Source organism: Sporolactobacillus sp. THM19-2 (assembly GCF_004153195.1).
Lineage (GTDB): Bacteria > Bacillota > Bacilli > Bacillales > Sporolactobacillaceae > Sporolactobacillus.
The window spans coordinates 60,631-79,743 of record NZ_SEMC01000004.1 but is presented as its reverse complement, the minus strand read 5'-3'; the positions used below and the strand labels follow the sequence as shown (position 1 = coordinate 79,743).

At 45.7% G+C, this 19,113-nt stretch carries 22 protein-coding genes; 1 reads left to right on the top strand and 21 read right to left on the bottom strand.

Annotated features, from left to right (window positions below):
- Window positions 1–486 precede the first annotated feature (486 nt).
- The 3 genes from EWH91_RS04995 to EWH91_RS04985 all read right to left on the bottom strand — a co-directional run bounded on the left by EWH91_RS04995 (window position 487) and on the right by EWH91_RS04985 (window position 3,628).
- The gene (locus EWH91_RS04995; protein WP_129928931.1) at window positions 487–936 is read right to left on the bottom strand and encodes a DUF2663 family protein; all 450 of its coding nucleotides are present in this window, start codon (window positions 934–936) and stop codon (window positions 487–489) included.
- An 81-nt stretch (window positions 937–1,017) separates the two neighbouring features.
- On the bottom strand, window positions 1,018–2,568 hold the full coding sequence (locus EWH91_RS04990; protein WP_129928930.1) for a RecQ family ATP-dependent DNA helicase: 1,551 nt from the start codon (window positions 2,566–2,568) through the stop codon (window positions 1,018–1,020).
- A 1-nt stretch (window position 2,569) separates the two neighbouring features.
- On the bottom strand, window positions 2,570–3,628 hold the full coding sequence (locus EWH91_RS04985; RefSeq protein WP_129928929.1) for a YpbB family protein: 1,059 nt from the start codon (window positions 3,626–3,628) through the stop codon (window positions 2,570–2,572).
- 178 nt (window positions 3,629–3,806) lie between these two features.
- On the opposite strand from EWH91_RS04985, the gene EWH91_RS04980 reads away from it, so the two are divergent.
- The gene (locus tag EWH91_RS04980; RefSeq protein WP_129928928.1) at window positions 3,807–4,061 is read left to right on the top strand and encodes a ferredoxin; all 255 of its coding nucleotides are present in this window, start codon (window positions 3,807–3,809) and stop codon (window positions 4,059–4,061) included.
- Window positions 4,062–4,134: 73 nt separating this feature from the next.
- Here EWH91_RS04980 and EWH91_RS04975 read toward each other — a convergent pair whose 3' ends face one another.
- The 18 genes from EWH91_RS04975 to spoIIAA form a co-directional block, all read right to left on the bottom strand.
- The gene (locus EWH91_RS04975) at window positions 4,135–5,898 is read right to left on the bottom strand and encodes an ATP-binding protein (protein ID WP_129928927.1); all 1,764 of its coding nucleotides are present in this window, start codon (window positions 5,896–5,898) and stop codon (window positions 4,135–4,137) included.
- Entirely contained in the window at window positions 5,895–6,617 is a 723-nt protein-coding gene (locus EWH91_RS04970) for a response regulator transcription factor (protein ID WP_129928926.1), read from the bottom strand. Before EWH91_RS04970 ends, EWH91_RS04975 begins: the two co-directional genes overlap by 4 nt.
- Before the next feature lie 179 nt (window positions 6,618–6,796).
- Window positions 6,797–7,537: a pseudouridine synthase gene (locus EWH91_RS04965; RefSeq protein WP_129928925.1), complete on the bottom strand. Its 741-nt coding sequence runs from the start codon at window positions 7,535–7,537 to the stop codon at window positions 6,797–6,799.
- 92 nt (window positions 7,538–7,629) lie between these two features.
- The gene (locus tag EWH91_RS04960) at window positions 7,630–8,157 is read right to left on the bottom strand and encodes a spore maturation protein (RefSeq protein WP_129928924.1); all 528 of its coding nucleotides are present in this window, start codon (window positions 8,155–8,157) and stop codon (window positions 7,630–7,632) included.
- Window position 8,158: 1 nt separating this feature from the next.
- Window positions 8,159–8,752 carry a nucleoside recognition domain-containing protein gene (locus EWH91_RS04955; protein WP_129928923.1) on the bottom strand — a complete coding sequence of 198 codons (594 nt, stop codon included), beginning with the start codon at window positions 8,750–8,752 and terminating at the stop codon, window positions 8,159–8,161.
- Window positions 8,749–9,900, bottom strand: a complete 1,152-nt coding sequence (locus tag EWH91_RS04950) for a D-alanyl-D-alanine carboxypeptidase family protein (protein ID WP_129928922.1) — start codon at window positions 9,898–9,900, stop codon at window positions 8,749–8,751. The genes EWH91_RS04955 and EWH91_RS04950 overlap by 4 nt, the downstream gene beginning before the upstream one ends.
- Before the next feature lie 79 nt (window positions 9,901–9,979).
- Complete coding sequence (locus tag EWH91_RS04945) at window positions 9,980–10,309, bottom strand: hypothetical protein (protein WP_129928921.1); 330 nt, start codon at window positions 10,307–10,309, stop codon at window positions 9,980–9,982.
- Between the two features lie 34 nt (window positions 10,310–10,343).
- On the bottom strand, window positions 10,344–10,937 hold the full coding sequence (gene scpB / locus EWH91_RS04940) for an SMC-Scp complex subunit ScpB (protein ID WP_129928920.1): 594 nt from the start codon (window positions 10,935–10,937) through the stop codon (window positions 10,344–10,346).
- Window positions 10,906–11,694 (bottom strand): segregation/condensation protein A, encoded by a 789-nt coding sequence (locus EWH91_RS04935; RefSeq protein ID WP_129928919.1) that lies wholly within the window; start codon window positions 11,692–11,694, stop codon window positions 10,906–10,908. The genes scpB and EWH91_RS04935 overlap by 32 nt, the downstream gene beginning before the upstream one ends.
- Window positions 11,695–11,925: 231 nt before the next feature.
- Complete coding sequence (locus EWH91_RS04930) at window positions 11,926–12,306, bottom strand: GNAT family N-acetyltransferase (RefSeq protein WP_129928918.1); 381 nt, start codon at window positions 12,304–12,306, stop codon at window positions 11,926–11,928.
- Between the two features lie 128 nt (window positions 12,307–12,434).
- Complete coding sequence (lysA, locus tag EWH91_RS04925) at window positions 12,435–13,763, bottom strand: diaminopimelate decarboxylase (protein ID WP_129928917.1); 1,329 nt, start codon at window positions 13,761–13,763, stop codon at window positions 12,435–12,437.
- A gap of 263 nt (window positions 13,764–14,026) precedes the next feature.
- Window positions 14,027–15,517 carry a spore germination protein gene (locus tag EWH91_RS04920; protein WP_129928916.1) on the bottom strand — a complete coding sequence of 497 codons (1,491 nt, stop codon included), beginning with the start codon at window positions 15,515–15,517 and terminating at the stop codon, window positions 14,027–14,029.
- A gap of 12 nt (window positions 15,518–15,529) precedes the next feature.
- Complete coding sequence (gene spoVAE / locus EWH91_RS04915; RefSeq protein WP_129928915.1) at window positions 15,530–15,880, bottom strand: stage V sporulation protein AE; 351 nt, start codon at window positions 15,878–15,880, stop codon at window positions 15,530–15,532.
- Window positions 15,877–16,896 (bottom strand): stage V sporulation protein AD, encoded by a 1,020-nt coding sequence (spoVAD, locus tag EWH91_RS04910; RefSeq protein WP_129928914.1) that lies wholly within the window; start codon window positions 16,894–16,896, stop codon window positions 15,877–15,879. Before spoVAD ends, spoVAE begins: the two co-directional genes overlap by 4 nt.
- Before the next feature lie 15 nt (window positions 16,897–16,911).
- A complete protein-coding gene (spoVAC, locus tag EWH91_RS04905) occupies window positions 16,912–17,361 on the bottom strand; it encodes a stage V sporulation protein AC (protein ID WP_129928913.1) in 450 nt (149 codons plus the stop codon).
- 186 nt (window positions 17,362–17,547) lie between these two features.
- Window positions 17,548–18,306, bottom strand: coding sequence for an RNA polymerase sporulation sigma factor SigF (sigF, locus tag EWH91_RS04900; protein WP_129928912.1), 759 nt, complete (start codon window positions 18,304–18,306; stop codon window positions 17,548–17,550).
- A 12-nt stretch (window positions 18,307–18,318) separates the two neighbouring features.
- The gene (gene spoIIAB / locus EWH91_RS04895; protein WP_129928911.1) at window positions 18,319–18,759 is read right to left on the bottom strand and encodes an anti-sigma F factor; all 441 of its coding nucleotides are present in this window, start codon (window positions 18,757–18,759) and stop codon (window positions 18,319–18,321) included.
- Between the two features lies 1 nt (window position 18,760).
- Entirely contained in the window at window positions 18,761–19,111 is a 351-nt protein-coding gene (gene spoIIAA / locus EWH91_RS04890; protein WP_129928910.1) for an anti-sigma F factor antagonist, read from the bottom strand.
- Between the last annotated feature and the right edge of the window lie 2 nt (window positions 19,112–19,113).

Genomic DNA, 19,113 nt, shown 5'->3' with positions numbered 1-19,113 from the left:
CCTTTCTATTAATAAAAAGTAGGCCAAATAAAACTTGATTATCTCAATGCGCAGAGTTTGCCAACACAAATAAAAAACGTTGATGTAGTAGGACTGTCGGGTGTTTTTGTCGAATTTATATGCAAGGGAAAATACTAAATTTCCGGGTAATCCCGGAAAAAACCTTAAAACGGACAGTCCGGCATTTTAGTACCGAGCTGTCCGCGTATTCATTATTGGTCAGTGTCAGACCTGTCTGTCAACTGGTTTGTCATTGGGAATTTCTTTTATGCGTTCAAGCGTAAACCAACCTTTTACTGAGTAGACGATTGTTGCAATCAGACCTATGAATCCAATTAGAATCAATAGATAGGTATATATAAGGAGCCGGTCAAAGAGAAACTCGGTGGTCAAAGTCCGATTGAATATCGAATTTCAATCCCCGAGCAAACAGCTAATGTTCAACTTTTGAGGTTCACATCAGCCAGCAAGTTTTTCTTTATCAGATTACTTATAAAACAGATTAATACCCTTTTCTTTCAGAAGATAATGGAGCACCCGAAATCGTGTGGAGCCGCCAGGTTCCCTGGGCCAAAGTTCGCCATTCCGGTCAATCATTTCTTCACGCAACTGGTCGTAATCGTTCTCCGCTTCTTCTGCCTGATTATGGGCGTGAACAAAAGAGATCGCCGTTAATGTAACGCCGGCAGCAAACAGCCAGTTTATCGGGTTATTCAGCAAACGATGAAATCCATCAAGAGTATTTAATTTGTCGATCTGCAGGAAAAAAATGAAAATGCAGAATGCTCCGGCGCTGATCATGAGCCAGATGCCGGCTAACGACTCTCGCTTCTTCCATTTATGCTCCCTGTTCTTACGCTTTATCAGTTCCTGCAATATTTCATTTGTGATTGGGGGTATGCTGCTGCCCAGGTCGGGAAAGGTTTCAGATGACACATGTCCACCTCCTCAGACCTACTTTATGCCTGTAATGATAAAAATAGGCCTTCCCCTTTATAAAGGGGCGGACAGATGTTTTTAGTTTCCTGCACCCGGGGTGAGCAGTCTGTACAGCCGCTTTTCCCAGTCCGTCTCCTCGCCGGGCTCATGGCGCTGTGACTGATCAGAAGACCGGAAGTCCTCGAGCTGTATACCACAGCGGTCACAGCACAGTTCAGGCTTTTGTCCCGGTGTCTCATCAAAATAATGCAGACACGCTTCTCTTCTGCAGCTTGTCGTCCTTATCCATTCACGCATTCTGGCAAGATCCGCCAGCTGGATGTTTTTTCGATTACGGATAAGCATCTGACAGTGAGAAAACAGCGACTCAAAAGTCGCATGCTCCGGCTTGTCAAGCGTTTGTTCCAGGATGAAGCGGGCAGCGGACTCACTCATTCCCCGTCCCTGAAGTTCACGAAGACAGGTCTCTTCATCATCACGATTGAGTACTTTTCGATCAAAATCACAGAGCGCCTTGTGCAGCTGCGTTTCCGTTGGATAATTACTGTCAATTAAAACGGCGGGAAGGCGATCGTCATGCGTCGTATGAAACAGTACAGACAGGCCCTGTTTCCCGTCTCTTGATGCGCGGCCGATTTCCTGCAAATAGGCATTCAGATTCCCCGGATAATGAAAATGCACCACAAGCCGGACATCAGGTTTATTTATTCCCATACCAAAAGCATTTGTGCAACAAAGCACATCGATTTGTCCGTACAGGAACTGATTCTGAATTTTTCTCCGGTCAACACGTGTCATACCGCCGTGATAGAAAGCAGTTCTAATTTTCAAAGTCTGTGCAAGATGATCAGACAGTTTTTCAGTCCAGACTCTTCCAGAGCAATAGACGATCCCCGGAAGAGCAACTTCTTTAACGAGTTTTGTCAACCGATTAATTTTATCCTCAGTGTCTTTCGCCTCGCAGACCATCATCGCTATATTCGGGCGATCAATATTCATTAAGACCTGTTTCGCCTGCTTCAGACCAAGATATCTGAATATATCTTTTCTTACTCGATGGTCAGCCGTTGCGGTTAAGGCCAGGCAGGCAGGATTGCCCAGACGTTTTCTTACTTCACCCAGATGCAGGTAATCCGGGCGAAATTCATGTCCCCATTGTGAAATGCAGTGTGCTTCATCAACAACAAAAAGAGAAAGAGGTATGTGCTGCAGCTTACGGATTACCTGCTTTCTCCTGAGCATTTCTGGCGAAACAAGCAGAAAACGCAGCGTGTCCGCATGGGCAAGAATACGGCTTCGTTCCATCGGAAGCAGCATGCTGTTCAATGCCCGTACCTTCTTTTCACCGATATGGCGTATGCCATCAACCTGGTCTTCCATCAATGAAAGAAGGGGTGAAACAATGAGTACAAGCCCGTGTAATATATAGGCCGGGATCTGATAACACAAGGACTTTCCGCCGCCCGTCGGCATCATCGCAAACACATCTCTGCCCTGAAGCAGGTTCTCGATCACTTCCTTCTGACCCTTTCGGAACGTCTTGAACCCGAATACATGATGGAGGACAGACTCTGCACGTTTCATTAAAATTCGTTTCTGGTTCCCGTTAACCTGTTCTTCTGTTGACATATCATGCCTTCTCTCGTAAGGCTTGTCTTGCCAGTGATAAACGTATTTGAAAATAGCTGGCCTTATCTCTCAGTTGATCTTTGATGGGCTTTAATCGTCTCGTTCTGAGAAGCAAAGCTGTACGGATAATCAACTGATCCAGTTCCTCTGTCAGAAAAGGACTGATATCAAAATCATCTACTTTAAGGGCAATTTCAACAAGATGATCTTCAATGGTCCCCTGTGACAGTTTTCTTTTTCGTGATAATGCGGTAAGGGGAAGCCCCTTTTTCAAATAAAAATAAGTCTGTTCTGCAGAATGTGACAGTCCGGCTGCTCTCCCGGGGAGTAGATCTGCAAGGATATAACCCTTGCTCTTATTCCGGTGAAAATAGTCCATCAGCTGGCGAAGGGCTGATTTAAACAGAAGAATCAGCCTGATTCGATCATATCCCGTGCTCGCTGCCAGCTGGTCCATTGTCAGTCCGGCATCTCCGGCACCGCTCAGCTGTGCAACAATAATATGGGCTTCTTCAGGAGATAACAATTGAAGGATGTCGTGAAGTTCTGTATAAACCTGATGTGCCAGTTTCTCCGGATCAAGCGACAGGTTCAAAAGAAAATGACGCACAGATTGAGCCACGTCCGGACGGTTAGTTACAGGGAAAAATGAACGGTGTCCATGTACCAGTTCTGAAAGAGTCTGAACCACGAGTTGGATCTTAAGCCAGAAAAGGGTTTCTTGCTGTGCATACTCCGTAAATTTCAGGCCCCGCGGGAGCGGACATGTTTTTTTCAATTGATTTAAGTGTGATTTGCCCGATTCTGTGAGTATATAGCTTTCCCTCTCCTTATTTCCTGCGATCCATCCAGAAGCCTGACACGATTCGGCAGACCTCTGCCAGGCTGTACGGTCCAGCTGTTCCATAGTGTGGTAGAAAGGTCGGACATGAAAGAGAAAACTGTCCTGAATCGTTTGAACAGACTGTCGTCCTCGCAGAATATGGTAAATGCCGGAAATAGTTCGCTCGCCATGCATTCGGTCCACCATAAATAAAAGGATGAAATGTAAGAAAGGCAAGAAATCTCCCCCCCATAACCGCAGTTCATATGTCTTATTCTAGCTTATCTAAAACTGATTTTCGATAATTGATCAAGAAATCATTTCTATCATTATTGAAACGGAAGGTACATTTTTTCTATAATAAACAATAGTTGTTGCTCTTCATGAGAAGGGAGCAAGGGAAAGGAAGTTCAAGATGAAAAGATATACACTGGTAGATAAAGAGACATGCATTTCCTGCGGCGCCTGTGCCGCATCTGCGCCGGATATTTTCGATTATGATGACGAAGGGCTTGCATTCTCACTGCTCGATGGCAATAAGGGGGTCACACCGGTACCCGATGAATTGCTGGAAGACCTTGCCGATGCTTACGACGGCTGCCCGACAGAATCGATTCGTGTGTCGGAAAAACCATTTCACGGACATCGGGTTAAAGCTTCCGAAAATTGATGACCGAATCACATACACAGCCTGAAAAACCGGGGTTTAGATCAACCCCGGTTTTTCTATATCTTCGCCTTTTTCAGTTCTGAGGTTTACCGGTCGGCGGCAGGTTGATGATGAAGGCTGTTCCCTCACCCTTTCTGCTGTTCACACTGATTTTCCCGCCGTGGGCATCGACGATATGTTTCGCAATAGACAAACCAAGGCCCGTACCGGATTTTCCTCTTGTTCTTGCCTTATCTTCTTTATAAAAACGTTCAAAAACAAAGGGAAGGGCTTCTTTTGCAATGCCCGTACCTGTATCCTGCACACGGATATGAAGATGACCGGAATCGATATCGGCAGATACAGTCACATGCCCCCCTTCAGGCGTGTGACGGATTGCATTATCGATCAGATTGGTCATCACCTGTTCTATTCTGTCAGGATCCAGATTAAACTGGACCTTATCACCAATTTTCTGTACCAGTTGAAGGTGGATCCCCTTAGAAGCAGCATATCCGTAAAATTTTTTTACCGTGGAATCAAGATAAGCCTTCAGAGGGATCTTCCTGACATTCAACTGAAAATGGCCTGCTTCAAGTTTTGCCAGATCCAGTAATTCATTCACCAGCCTGCCAAGTCGTTTAGATTCATCAAGGATAATCTGTGCCATATCGACCTGTTCTTCTTTAGTACCTGCTATGCCATCAATAATCGCTTCGCTGTAACCCTGTATCATGGAAATGGGCGTCCGTAATTCGTGACTGACATTGGCCACAAACCCCTTTTTCATTTGATCAATATGTTTTTCTTCTGTCATATCGCGCAGAACGGCCACAGCTCCCCTGACATTCTTCATGTTGTAAAGCGGTGTCATGATGATGACCCAGAATCTGCCCTGAACACTGACTTCCCGAACCCGGTGTTCATTTGCCTCAGTCACCGAACTGAACAATTCAACAAGTTCTTGCGGTGTCCCTGTATCCTCTTTTTTATGTTCATACCGCCAGGATTGAAGGAAACGATCTGCCGGCGGGTTGCTTGCCCGGAGCTGTCCGCGACCATCCAGAAGGAGTACACCGTCAGCCATGTTGTTAACAATACCCGCAAGCTGTTCCTTCTCCTGGTTGAGTGCAGTGATATTCCCCTTCAGTTCTTTCCGCATCTTATTAAAAGCAACGGCCAGCTCTCCTACTTCATCACGGGTAATCACCGGTACATGCATATCGAAATTACCATGTGACACCTGGATGACCGCTGTTCGCATCCGTCTCAGGGGAGATCCGATTCTTGTTGATAGGAAAAAGGCAAAAAATGTTGTAAGAATAATGGCAATTCCTGCACTGATATAGATCAGCTTTTTAGCCTGGTCCAGAGCATGCTGCATCACTCTGAGCGGCTGATAAATATAGACGCCCCCGGTTCGGCCGTCCGGCATATGTATCGGAACCCCGACAACGATTATTCTTTCGTTGTTCGGTTGAATTGTCACTTGTCTGGATACCGTACGACCCCTGACGACTTTTTTCAGTTCAGGATCAGAGAGAAAAAAGTGCCGGCTGACAACCGGAATGCCATCCTTTTCAGGTGATCCTCTGAATGAATCATTTATGATCACTGCGCTTCCTGCCGAATAAACATCAGCTATATCATCTATTGATGACAGGACCGCCTGCTCCGGTCCTTCATTCTGAACAAGCGAAACCGCTTTATGACCGATTTTTATCATCTGGGTCTCGGTCTGACGGATACTGTTATTTTCAAAAAACTGCAGGAGTAACACCGTAAGAAACACCAGAACGAGTGAAACCAGGACGATAATCGTCGCCCATAGTTTACTGATCATGCTTTTCCAGATCATGCTTCAGTCTCTGCCTCTATCTTATAGCCTACACCCCAGACCGTTACGATCATATCGGCAGCTTTTTCAGAAACTTTGTTCAGCTTTTCCCGAAGACGTTTGACATGAGTATCCACTGTCCTCAGATCACCAAAAAACTCATAATTCCAGACATCCTTAAGCAGCTGCTCCCTCGAAAATACTTTATCCGGATTCTGGGCAAGATAATAAAGTAAGTCATATTCCTTCGGGGTCAGACTCACTTCTTTACCATCCACTGTTACGCGATGGGCATCATGATTAATCGTCAGATGAGGAAAGACAATATTGTTATTCGTTGTTGTCCCCGTTTCCATAAACATGGTTTTTGATGAGCGACGAAGGAGTGCTTTAACGCGAAGGACCACTTCTCTGGGACTGAAAGGTTTGACAATATAGTCATCCGTCCCTACTTCGAAGCCCTGAACTCTGTTTGATTCCTCACCCTTTGCCGTGAGCATGATGACCGGGGTTGCTTTCGTCTCCCGCAGTTTTTCACAGACCTCTTCGCCGTCCATGCCGGGCAGCATGAGATCAAGAAGAATTAAATCATAGTCATGTTTCAGGGCTTTGCTTAAAGCTGTATCTCCGTCTCCGGCCTCATCGATGATATAATTTTCTCTTTCCAGATACATTTTTAATAGCTTACGGATACGTTCTTCGTCATCCACGACGAGTATCTCCGCTTTCTTCTCTTCCATCCCGTGTTCCTCCCTTAACCATTTAACAATAGCTTTTCTTTCTCTCTCGAAATCATCTCTCTTATAAATGGCTTCATGTCTTTTTTGAAACAGGTTTGTGTCTATACTATGTCTTATTCTATACAATTTCATAAAAAAAAGCATCATCTCAGATTATTCTGTCTGAAAATGAAAAACATCTACCTGTCATCGTGCCCGGTATCCAGGTGTGTCATATGGTACAGAGTCTTCACCTCATGGGGTTTCAGAGATCTGGCATCACCGGGATGCAGGCCAGCCAGACTGAGGAAGCCATAACGTTCCCTCTTAAGCTTTCTGACATGAATGTCGAGTGCGGCGAACATCCGCCGTACCTGTCTGTTTCGTCCCTCATGGATGGTCAGACGGACCATGGCCGTCTTTTTCAGATAATCACTTTCTACCAGCTGAACTTTTGCCGGCGCCGTCATTCCATCATCAAGCCTGATCCCTGATGAAAGCTTTCTGAGTTGTGATGCTTCAGGGACAGGATGTACTGTTGCTATGTATGTTTTATCTATTTCGAATTTGGGATGCATCAGCCTGTTGGCCAATTTTCCGTCATTGGTCATCAGAATCGCACCCGATGTGTCGTAGTCAAGCCTGCCGACCGGAAAAATGCGCTGAGGAACCTGTTGAAAGAAATCAACGACTGTTGTCCGGTTTCTGTCGTCTTTCACTGATGAAATCACACCAGCCGGTTTATACAGTAAAAAATAGACCAGTATCTCTTTTTGGACAGGTACACCATCTACAGCTATTTTATCTTTTTCTGTTACTTTTGTCCCTAACACAGTCACCCTTTTTCCATTCACCTGAACTCTTCCGGACTGGATTAAGAGCTCTGCCTTCCTTCTTGATGCAATACCTGCCTGGGCGATGATTTTCTGAAGTCGCTCCATACCTTCACCTCTAGGATATCATAACGCGACAATGTTGATTTCTCAAGTATCACTGAATGCAGGCCAGCAGATTGTGATATAGCCGTATCCCTTCAGAATGCCATACTTGCAATCCATACAGCACAGATGATACCGACGGCATCTGCAAGCAGCCCGACCTTCAGTGCATCACCGATACGACGTATGCCAACTGCACCAAAATAAACGGTGATGACATAAAACGTTGTATCCGTGGTGCCCTGCATGATTGACGCCAGGCGTCCAATAAAAGAGTCGGCACCATGTGTCTGAATCAGATCAGTCATCAGTGCCAGTGCACCGGTCCCCGAAATAGGACGGAGCAGCGCCATCGGAACAAGTTCCGATGGCATGCCCGCTGCAGAAAGAACCGGCTTAATGGTATTGATCAGCGCATCCATCGCTCCTGAAGCCCGAAAAACCCCGATTGCCGTCAGCATGCCGACCAGAAAGGGCATGATAGAGACGGCGAGCTGAAACCCCTCTTTGCCCCCTTCCACAAATAACTCATAGGAGGCCACTCTTTTCAGACTGCCGTAAAATAAGATGACTGCGATCAAAACCGGTACCAGCCACATGGATACTGCGGAAATAAACGCCATATTATTTCCTTCCCTTCCTTTTCCGGGAATAATACAACAGTCGATCAATCGTCAGTGCGGCTATAGTCGTACATAATGTGGCAAGCAGGGTCGGTCCGACGATATCTGTGGGAGAGGCCGACCCATATTTCATTCGAATGGCGATCACCGTCGCAGGAATCAGAGTCAGACCTGAGGTATTCAGTGCGAGCAGTGTAATCATCGAGCGGCTTGGCATCGAGGAGCCGCCGTTCAATTTTTTTAACTCCTCCATTGCTTTTATGCCCATTGGAGTTGCTGCATTTCCAAGGCCGAACATATTGGCAATGGTATTCGATAAAATATAGCCCATGGCCGGATGGCTGGCGGGGACCTCTGGGAAAACCCGTTTCATAACCGGTTTAAAAAACCGGGAAAGTTTCTCAAGAAGGCCTGATTTTTCAGCAATTTTCATCAGACCCAGCCAGAAAATCAGAACGCTGACCAGACCCAGACTGATGACTACAGCTTCCGAGGCAGATGTAAAAATGGCTTTATTCACCTCGTCCATTTTTCCATTGATGGCTGCAAATACAATGCCGATCAGAAATAAGGCGACCCAGATCAGATTGATCATCTCCGCGGACGCTCCCTTCCGGTGAAAGCCGCTTCAATAAATCCTCCGAACAGGGTCCAGAACTTTTTTTTCGCCTTTTTCTGATTCTTATAATATACAGGAACCGAGGTGACCACCCGACCGTTCAGTTTAAAAAGTAATCGTCCGGCAGGCTGAGCCGGCTTCCATTCCTTTGCCCGTTTTGGAGGACGGAGCAGGATCAGTTCTTTCTTTATTTTTCTTTTTTCTTCCACGGAGAGGGGAAGAACGATCGTGCTCTTCACAAACAGTTTTCCTTTGTAAAACGGAGCAACTTTTGCATGAACCGGTCCTTTATCCATTAATTTCGTTGGCGTAAATTCTGAGAATCCCCACTCATACAGATTTTTATGATCACGCCAGTCATTTCCATCATTTAACGTGACGACAATCAGGTCCATCCCTTTTTTTGAAGCTGTTGATATCAGCGTCCGTCCTGCAGCCCTGGTAAATCCTGTCTTACCACCGGTAGTATATTTGTATTGCCGCAACAATTTATTTTTATTTAACCAGGATCTCGCTTCTTCCTTATTTGTCGCCCTGGCCCGATATATTTTTGTTCCGGTAATCTTTCGAAATGCAGAGTCAGTCATCGCATATTTTGTCAGTATCGCCATGTCATGAGCCGTTGAATAATGGTCGGGATGCTCCAGACCATTGGGATTCATGAAATGCGTGTCCGTCATGCCCAGTTCGGCCGCCTTCTCGTTCATCATCAGAACAAAACCCTGCTTGCTTCCTCCGACCGCTTCAGCAATGGCGAGTGAGGCATCGTTACCGGATCGAAGCATCAGCCCATATACAAGATCCCGCAGACTGATTTTTTCTCCTGACTTGAGATAGAGGGATGAACCTTCAGTTTTTACCGCTTCGCTGCTGACTGTCACCAGCTGATTCATCTTTCCTGATTCAATAGCCAGGACAGCAGTCATGACCTTAGTGATACTGGCAATTGGAAGCTTTTCTTCGCCGTTTCTGTTAAACAACAGGCGTCCTGTCGACTGGTCCATAAGTACCGCTGATTGAGCAGACACATCCGGCTCCGCACCACGGGCCTGTCCCGGGAAAAATGTGAAGCAAAAAGCAGTGCACAATAAAACAACCACTGCCTTAAACAGTGTTTTATTCATAAAAGACACAACCCCTGTCCTGGTGTTAATAAATGATTATGCCAGGACAGGCAAAATATGATTGCTTCAATAGAGATGATCAGACATAGAAACCGCTGATCTGAAAAAGGATACACCAGACAACCCCTGCAAAGCAGGTGACACTCAGCCATGTTATTTTTACAGGTGTGGTCACTGATGAGCGCAACATCAGCAGAAACAGAGGCAAAACGATCCACAGGATCACGTAGAGGATCAGGATGATAAAGAGAGAAGAAGCAACGAAAAATGAACTGTTGATCATGAAGATGAACAGTAAGGACGGAAATGCGGCGAACAGAGGGGTAAAAAGGACGAAAATCAAAATTTCCTTCCTGTACGTTTCTTCAAAAGCTGACAGACGACGTTTAAGCGCAACATAGAGATTCATCAGTTAATTCCTCCGACTCTGTCAATCTGGATTCTTATAAATCTTTCACTGTCTCTTTATATCTATCATAAAACAAATCATAAGCATCCATTTGTTCTTTAGGCTGACCGGCTGCATCATGCAATGAAGGCATATCGTCGAGAGAGTGCAGACCAAAATAATCCAGAAAAGCAGTTGTCACGCCGTACAGAATGGCCCGTCCCGGACCTTCTGCCCTGCCCACTTCCTTAATCAGCCCTCTGACCATCAGAGTCTGCAATGCACGATCTGATTTTACACCACGTATCTCATCAATCGTGATCCGGGAAACAGGCTGTTTGTAAGCGACAATGGCGACGGTTTCAAGCGCGGCCTGCGAAAGTGGTGAAGATTTAGGAATCGCTGCAAATTTTTCTGCATATTCAGCCATAAATGGCTTCGTTGTCATACGGTATCCTCCGGGTATGTCGACAATCATCAGTCCACATTTATCATTTTTATATTCTTGTTTTAGCTTCGCGATGACATGAGTCAATTCCTGCTGACTGATGCCGGAAAGCGCGTGGGATAGCTCTTTGATCTGCACCCCTTCCTCCCCGGTCAGAAACAGGAGTCCCTCAATAATCGAATGCAGTTTCTCCGGTGTCAATTGAATCAGCTCCTTTATCCAGACTCACTAAGATTCTGGAAAAATTTTCTTTCTGTCTGGCTTTAACTGCATTTTTCTTCATCAATTCAAGAATCGCCAAAAAAGTCACAACGAGATGCAGGTTGTCCTTTTGGGTAAACAAGGTATCAAAAAAGAGTGGAGCCCCTGCCCTTTTCAGTTCAGTCAGAACGACATTCATCTGAACACCAACCGGGAGGGTCTGCCGGTCGATCTTTGTATCCAGCGGCCCTTCCATTTTTCTGCGTAAGAGCATGCGCTGAAAGGCGAGAAGCATATCATGCAGGGTAGCCCGTTCAGATTGGGGAATCACAGTCACATCTTCACGTTCATAACGGGAAAAATCGTCCGGAGGTTTAGAATAAAGGAGATTTCTTTTCGATTCACTGTTGCGCAGTGTTTCAGCTGCCCCTTTATATCTCCTATACTCCAGCAACTGTCTCATCAGCTCCTGACGCGACTCTTCCGGGTCTTCATAGGGCTGATCTTCATCATCATGATACACTTCGGGTTTAGGAAGCAGCATGCGACTTTTCATATCAATCAAAGTGGCGGCCATGACAAGATATTCACTTGCAACATCCAGTTCCAGTTTCTGCATTTGATGTATGTAATCCATATATTGATCGGTGATTTCTGCCACCGGAATGTCATAAATATTAATTTCAAGCGTCTTGATTAGATGAAGCAGCAAATCAAGAGGGCCTTCAAATGCATCAATTTTTACTTTATATTCCAAATCAGGTCCTCCTGTTTCAGGCGATTTCATGCACATATCATAGCATATTCCCGCGGGCCAGTGAATCCGGTCGTTTTGCATCGCGTTTTTACCATCTGAACGTGTGAAGAAAACCTGCCGACCGGTAAGTTGCCAGCTGTTTCAGAGACTTGACAGTCGGTGGGACTGTTTCAATCGAGTTTATGATCCTTTTTGCGTTTTTCTGTTTTAGTACAAAAAAAAAGAAACCGATCATATCCCGGTTTCCTTCTCTTCATTATTCTGAAAGCAGCTGTCAAAATAGCCCTTTATTGAATCTGAAGGAAGAAGTTTCACCTGTTCTCCAAGTGCTTTGTCTACGGCACAGATCATTTTTTTACCGACACCTTCTGCACGATAGGATGGATTCACACTGAGATGTTTGATGACCGCTTCATCTGATCCTTCGTCCCGATAAATACCGATCACACCGATGACATCCTCACCATCTTTCCATAAAAACAGCTGCCAGGGTTCTTCTTCCTCATATCTGCTGATCGTTTGCTGAAGCACCCTGATATCTTTTTCTGACGGGATAAAAGACAAGAGTCCCATAGCGATTTTCTCATAACTTTTTTTATAATGAATCAACATTTCTTTTGACCCCTCATTACCATGATTGTTTCCTTCATAGATCACAGCTCAGAAAAGTTATCCATTTCTATTATAACCAACCCCATCCCGTTCTGCACCTGTCATGTCGATATCACAGGATAAATCAATTAATGACGCGAAAGAGACGATTTTAATGGAATGTCATGGCTGATCAGGTCATCGTAGGTCTCCCTGCGAACCGCAAGTTGAGCTTCCCCGTTTTCTACAAAGACAACGGCTGGATTAGGAAGACGATTATAATGGCTGGCCATTGAGTATCCATAGGCACCCGTGCAGAAAACGGCAATAATATCACCGCTTGTACCGGTCTTTGGCAATTTCGCATCTCTTATCAATACATCCCCTGTTTCACAGCATTTTCCTGCAATCGTGACATGATCATCCGCGGGTTCATTTGCCCGTGTGGCACACAGAGCTTCATAATGAGCCTGGTATAGTGCCGGCCGGATATTATCGGTCATACCCCCGTCTATCGACAGATATTTTCTGACACCCGGAATGAACTTTATTGATCCTGCAGTATACAATGTTGTTCCGGCTTCGCCGACGATGGAGCGGCCGGGTTCGACCCATATTTCCGGTAAGGGAAGCGACCGCTTCCGGCATTCATCCTTGACGGCCGTAACAATATTTTTAATATAGATCTCAACAGGAAGCGGATGATCATCTTCCGTGTATTTTATGCCGAATCCTCCTCCGAGGTTCAGGACATGCAACTGAAAATGATAATTTTTTTGCCATTTCCCCACATATTCATATATTTTTCTGACTGCCTGAATAAACCCTTCCGGCTCAAAGATCTGTGATCCAATATGACAATGGAGCCCCGCAAGTTCCAGATGACTTGCCTGTATAGCCTGAACAACTGCGCGCTCCGCCATTCCGTTATCCAGATTGAATCCGAATTTTGTATCGTCCTGACCGGTCATAATAAATTCATGAGTATGGGCCTCGATACCTGGCGTCACGCGCAGAAGAATCTTCATTTTTTTCCCTCTTTCCGCGCAAAACTGTTCAAGACGAACAAGTTCATATTCATTATCCACAATGACCGTACCGATGTTTGCATCCAGAGCCATATGCAATTCCTCATCCGACTTATTGTTTCCGTGAAAGTTAATCTTATCTGCCGGAAAGCCTGCTTTCAGGGCTGTATATAATTCTCCACCTGAAACCACATCCAGAGAAAGGCCATATTCTTTAACCAGCTGAATCATCGCAATGGTGGAAAACGCCTTGCTGGCATATGCAACCTGCCAGGTCAGATTGCCGCATGCGGAAAAGCTCTGAATAAAAGACTCTATTTTTCTCCGGATCAGTTCGGTGTCGTATACATAGAGCGGTGTCCCATATTCGCGCGCAAGTTCTGCCGTATCCACGCCGCCGATATATAGATGATTATTTTCTCCGATTTGTTGTGTCCCATGCAAAAGGATCTCCCCTTCCCGGTCTGCCCGTTCTCTGTTTTATTCACCGGGTCTTCCGTTACGAATGAAAAGAGCCTGTTTGGACCAGCTCTATCTCATTTTATTGTCAGAAAATGACGACGCCCGACAGTGATCTGTTTGTAAGTGCCGGAATGCAAACGACGGGAAACAGAACCCTGGCTGAGTGCGTCTGCTTCTTATTTCCCGTACATTTTTAGAAATACTGTCAAATTAGGTGTAGTGTACCATGTTTATCTGCTGTTCACAAGAGATTAACTGTTTCCTGACTTTTTCGGTTGTCGATATTTATCTAATGGGCGCACAATACTCGGGCGAACAATCGATGTCGGCATGGCACGCCTGATCAATATATTATATAATCCGGTCGGGTTAAACGGGATGAACGGCCACAGATAGGGTGTATCCAAATTTTTCACGTGCGCGAGATAAATGATCATCCACGTCGTAAATATCATAAATCCGGGTACATGGAAAAAGGCAACTGCAAGAATAAGCAGCAATCTCATGATTTTATCAGCAAGCTGCAGCTCATAACTTGGCGTGGCGAATCCGCCAATCGCAGCAACTGAAGTATACAGGATAACTTCCGGAATGAAAACACCTGCCTCAATCGCTATCTGTCCGATCAGCACAGCAGCAATTAAACCGAGGGCTGTGGACAGTGAAGTGGGCGTATGTATGGCTGCCATTCTGAGCGACTCGATACCTGCTTCAGCAATCAGGATCTGGACGATGAGCGGGAGGTTGTAATCCGTCTTATTCGGTCCGATAAAACTCAGCTGCTCAGGAAGCAAATGGTCCTGGACGAGAAGAAGCCACAGCGGTACAAGAAAAATGGAACTGAAGACCGCAATGAAACGGATCCATCTCAGAAGAGCACCGGTAACAGTCACCTGGCGGTATTCCTCAACATGCTGTAAATGATGAAAAAGTGTCGTTGGAAGGATCATCACACTTGGCGACGTATCGGATATCAGTACCACATGCCCTTCCAGAAGGTGACTGGCAGCAACATCCGGGCGACCGGTGTAACGGACCAGTGGGAAAGGATTCCATCCCTGTTTCATGATAAATTCTTCCAGTGCATTGTCAGCCATTGGAATACCGTCTACATTGATCGCCTTCAATTCCTGCCTCAACGTTTTCAGAATACCGGGGTTAGCCACATCCTTTAAATAACAGAGGCAGACATCCGTCCGGGATCGAACGCCTACCTGCATGATTTCGCTACGAAAACGCGGATCACGGATTCTTCTTCTGATCAGTCCTGAATTTTCAATAATATTTTCAGTGAATCCGTCTTTTGAACCGCGGACCACTTTTTCTACATCAGGCTCCTGCGGCTGCCTGCCCGGATAATGACGAAGGTCAATACTTAAACCGGTCGTTTCCCCATCGATGATGATGACGATCCGTCCGGTCAGCATTTTATCAATGACTTCATTCAGTGTCGTGATCTCTTCAACCTGATAATGAACAAGATGTTGTTTAATTTCCTTAAAAATATCCAAAGTATGCTCATTGTTATTCGTGATACGCATAAATTCACGCATCATGATAGTGATCATGCTGCTGTCTGCCAGACTGTTGGTATAATACATGCGACAACTACGGCCGAGGATACGAATGTCACGTTCACCGACATCAAAGTTTTCCGGCCCGATATCTAAAATGTTGTACATCTTCCGGACATTGTCATCTATAAATTTGCTGATCGGCTTTTTTTCTGTCTGGCTGGCCATGAAGCAACCTCCTTATCCTTTTGGCTTGAATACCAAAGCGACAAGGAATCCAAACAAAATAGCCGACGTAATCCCTGCCGATGTCAATTTGAAAATCCCAATGGCGATCCCAAGATACCCGTGCTCATGCCCTTCTGCCATGGCTCCGTGTAACAGCGAGTGACCAAAACTTGTGATAGGTACAGTTGCTCCGGCTCCGGAAAATGCAATCAGTCGATCATAAAGTCCGAATACATCGAAGGCAGCACCAAGAACAACAAATGACGCAACGACGTGAGCAGGTGTCAATTTAAATACATCCATTAAAATCTGACCGACTGTACAGATTGCACCACCAACAAGAAAAGCATAGAGAAAAATCATCGTTTCTCCTCCTTAGCCGATTCAAGAACTACTGCGTGAGCAATGCAAGGAATGGTATCCTTTTGTTTCGGTGTCACACTGTTCAGAAGTGCACCGGTTGCAACAATCAGTACACGCTTCATTGATCCTTCGGCCAGCCGCTGATAAAGATATCCGTAGGTCACCACAGCTGAACAGGCACATCCGCTTCCACCGGCATTCACCGGCTGGTCGGGGCTGTAAATCATCAGTCCTGAATCCTGATGTTGCCTGCTGATATCGAGCCCTTTCTCAATGAGCAGCTCTTTAAGAATCGGTGATCCGACACTTGAGAGATCGCCTGTCATAATCAGATCGTATTCATCCGGAGTCCTTCCAGTGTCCTGAAAATGTGTCCAAATCGTATCCGCAGCAGCAGGTGCCATCGCTGAACCCATATTATTTGCATCGGCAACACCCCAGTCAATGACCCTGCCAATCGTAGCGTCTGCTACTCTTACCCTTCCTTTTTCTCTTGTCACCAGCGCAGCCCCCGCACCGGTAACCGTAAATGTCTGAGTCAGGTTGTTCGGTCCTCCATATTCAGTCGGATATCGGAACTGCCGTTCAGCGGTTGCATTATGGCTGCTTACCGCGCACAGCACATGCTCTGCATAACCGCTGTCTACAAGCAGCGCACCGGTAGCCAGTGTCTCCATCGAAGTGGAGCAGGCACCGAACAGCCCCAGAAAAGGAATACGATGTTCACGGGCGATAAAATTTGAAGTCACTGTCTGATCCATTAAATCACCGGCCAGGAAGAAATCAACATCCCCTTCTGCCTTTCCCGCTTTAGCCAGGCAGAAAGATATTGAACGACGCAATAAAGCACGCTCCGCTTCAATCCAGTCCTTCTCCCCGCAGTAAAGCGTCGGATATTCCTTATCAAAGGTTCCGGCAAGTGGTCCCTGTCCTTCAAGAGGTCCGACTACTGTACCCGTAGACAGCAGATAGACCGGATTTTCAAACCGCCATGTTTGTTTTCTTACTTTACCCATGGTGTACTCACTCCTTTAAAGCAAATGTTCGATAAACAAACGAAGCATGCCCATAACTGCAGCAGAAACCACACCAAACACAATGACTTCTCCGGCAAGTGAGAATAGATTTGTCGCAATTCCGAGCACGATACCCTCATTTTTGTGTTCAAGCGCTGCACTGGTAATTGAATTGGCGAAGCCGGTTACCGGAACAATGGATCCTGCACCGGCATATCTGGCAAGTTTATCGTAGATACCAAATCCGGTCATCAGAGCGGATATGAGAATAAGCGTTGCAACCGTCGGATTTCCTGCACCTTCACGGGAAAAATGGAAAAAATGCATATAAAAAACCTGGATGCATTGTCCAATAACACAGATCAGACCACCAAAGAAAAAGGCTCTGAAACAATTAGCTACATAAGGAATTTTCGGCTGGAAGGGTTTTATGTTCTCGGTATAGTTTTTCGGATCATTAAGCAAGGTGTCTTCCCCCATCATAGGAAATCTGAAGCTTCCCGTAGTATTCACTGAAAGGCTGAAAAATATGTCTGGAAGAAATACTGCCGACGGGCACGTTCCGGGGCGCTGCCGGAGGTCTGGTTTTTTTGAACCCTTTTCCCACGAAAATTTTGTTCTTTCCTCAAATACAAGGAAAAAGCCGGACGGCTATTCGGCCATCTGACTTTTTATTTCTTCAAGTATCTTTTTTTCCAGCCGGGACACCTGTACCTGTGATATTCCAAGACGCTGAGCCACCTCAGTTTGCGTCTGGTCCTTGAAATAACGCAGATAGACAATCAGCCGCTCTCGTTTATCAAGCTGTTCCAGAGCTTCTCTGACAACCATTTTGTCAAACCACTTCCCGTTGTCACCATCCGATATCTGATCGAGAATTGTAATTGGGTCACCATCGTTTTCAAAAACCGTTTCATGAATAGAAGAAGGTGAGCGGATTGCTTCCTGCGACAGCACGATATCTTCAGCGGGAAGCTCCAGCGCTTCAGCAAGTTCACTGATTGTCGGATTTCTTCCCAGTTTTTTAGACAATTCATCTCTTTTTTTACGGACCTTAATGCCGGTCTCCTTCAGTGACCGGCTGACCTTTACCGCCCCGTCGTCACGGATAAAGCGCTGGATTTCCCCGATGATCATTGGGACGGCATATGTTGAAAATTTGACATCAAATTTCAAATCAAATTTATCCACCGATTTAAGTAAACCGATACATCCGATCTGAAATAGATCATCCGGTTCATACCCTCTGTTGATAAAACGCTGGACAACCGACCATACCAGTCGCATATTTTTTTGAACCAGGCGGTCCCGTGCATCATGATCACCTGTCTGGCTGCGTCTGATCAACTGCTTGACTTCTTTATCATCAAGAAGCGGCTCTTTCGCCTCTTTCCGGGGATTTAACTCCATGTGCATGTCTCCCTACTTGCATACTGCCTTGTTATGGGTTATCGCCTTAGTCATGAAAATCGTCGTACCCTTTCCCTGCACGGATTCGATAGTCACGTGATCCATAAAGTTTTCCATAATCGTAAAACCCATACCGGATCTTTCAAGCTCGGGTTTCGTCGTAAACAATGGCTGACGCGCCTGCTCAATATCCTGAATCCCTGCCCCGTCGTCATGAATACTGAGACTGAGCGCGCCATGATCCAGCTCAGCGCAGACACGGACGATACCCTTACCGGTGTTTCCGTATCCGTGAATAATGCAGTTGGTTACAGCTTCTGAAACCACCGTCTTAATTTCAGTCAGTTCTTCTAAAGTGGGATCCAGCTGGGCGACAAAAGATGCAACGGTTACACGGGCAAATGATTCATTACTGCTTATTGCGGAAAAGGTCAGCGTCATCTTATTTGTCATTTTAGGCCACCCCCAGGGAATGAAGTGCATATTGTTCATCTGTCTCAAGCCGGATGATTTTGAACATACCACTCAGTTCAAATAGTCTGCGAACTGTCGGGGAAATGGAGCAGACGACCATTTCTCCTCCAAGTCCGGCAATTTTTTTATATCGGCCAAGTATCACCCCAAGTCCTGAACTGTCCATAAATTCCAGTTTCCCGAGATTCAGAAGAATATGATGAACCGGCTCTTCATCCATTATCCTGTTCACCTGATTACGAAGATCATCAGCTGTATGATGATCAAGTTCTCCCTCCAGCCGGATACAGAGGACACCGAATTTAACTTCTAAATTGGTTTTTAAAGCCATGT

Excerpts from the sequence above, each read along its gene's own strand:
- EWH91_RS04990 (WP_129928930.1), bottom strand. The coding sequence starts at position 2,568 with ATGTCAACAGAAGAACAGGTTAACGGGAACCAGAAACGAATTTTAATG.
- EWH91_RS04980 (WP_129928928.1), top strand. The coding sequence starts at position 3,807 with ATGAAAAGATATACACTGGTAGATAAAGAGACATGCATTTCCTGCGGC.
- EWH91_RS04975 (WP_129928927.1), bottom strand. The coding sequence starts at position 5,898 with ATGATCTGGAAAAGCATGATCAGTAAACTATGGGCGACGATTATCGTC.
- EWH91_RS04970 (WP_129928926.1), bottom strand. The coding sequence starts at position 6,617 with ATGGAAGAGAAGAAAGCGGAGATACTCGTCGTGGATGACGAAGAACGT.
- EWH91_RS04965 (WP_129928925.1), bottom strand. The coding sequence starts at position 7,537 with ATGGAGCGACTTCAGAAAATCATCGCCCAGGCAGGTATTGCATCAAGA.
- EWH91_RS04960 (WP_129928924.1), bottom strand. The coding sequence starts at position 8,157 with ATGGCGTTTATTTCCGCAGTATCCATGTGGCTGGTACCGGTTTTGATC.
- EWH91_RS04955 (WP_129928923.1), bottom strand. The coding sequence starts at position 8,752 with ATGATCAATCTGATCTGGGTCGCCTTATTTCTGATCGGCATTGTATTT.
- EWH91_RS04950 (WP_129928922.1), bottom strand. The coding sequence starts at position 9,900 with ATGAATAAAACACTGTTTAAGGCAGTGGTTGTTTTATTGTGCACTGCT.
- EWH91_RS04945 (WP_129928921.1), bottom strand. The coding sequence starts at position 10,309 with ATGAATCTCTATGTTGCGCTTAAACGTCGTCTGTCAGCTTTTGAAGAA.
- EWH91_RS04930 (WP_129928918.1), bottom strand. The coding sequence starts at position 12,306 with ATGTTGATTCATTATAAAAAAAGTTATGAGAAAATCGCTATGGGACTC.
- EWH91_RS04920 (WP_129928916.1), bottom strand. The coding sequence starts at position 15,517 with ATGGCCAGCCAGACAGAAAAAAAGCCGATCAGCAAATTTATAGATGAC.
- spoVAE (WP_129928915.1), bottom strand. The coding sequence starts at position 15,880 with ATGATTTTTCTCTATGCTTTTCTTGTTGGTGGTGCAATCTGTACAGTC.
- spoVAD (WP_129928914.1), bottom strand. The coding sequence starts at position 16,896 with ATGGGTAAAGTAAGAAAACAAACATGGCGGTTTGAAAATCCGGTCTAT.
- sigF (WP_129928912.1), bottom strand. The coding sequence starts at position 18,306 with ATGGAGTTAAATCCCCGGAAAGAGGCGAAAGAGCCGCTTCTTGATGAT.
- spoIIAB (WP_129928911.1), bottom strand. The coding sequence starts at position 18,759 with ATGACAAATAAGATGACGCTGACCTTTTCCGCAATAAGCAGTAATGAA.
- spoIIAA (WP_129928910.1), bottom strand. The coding sequence starts at position 19,111 with ATGGCTTTAAAAACCAATTTAGAAGTTAAATTCGGTGTCCTCTGTATC.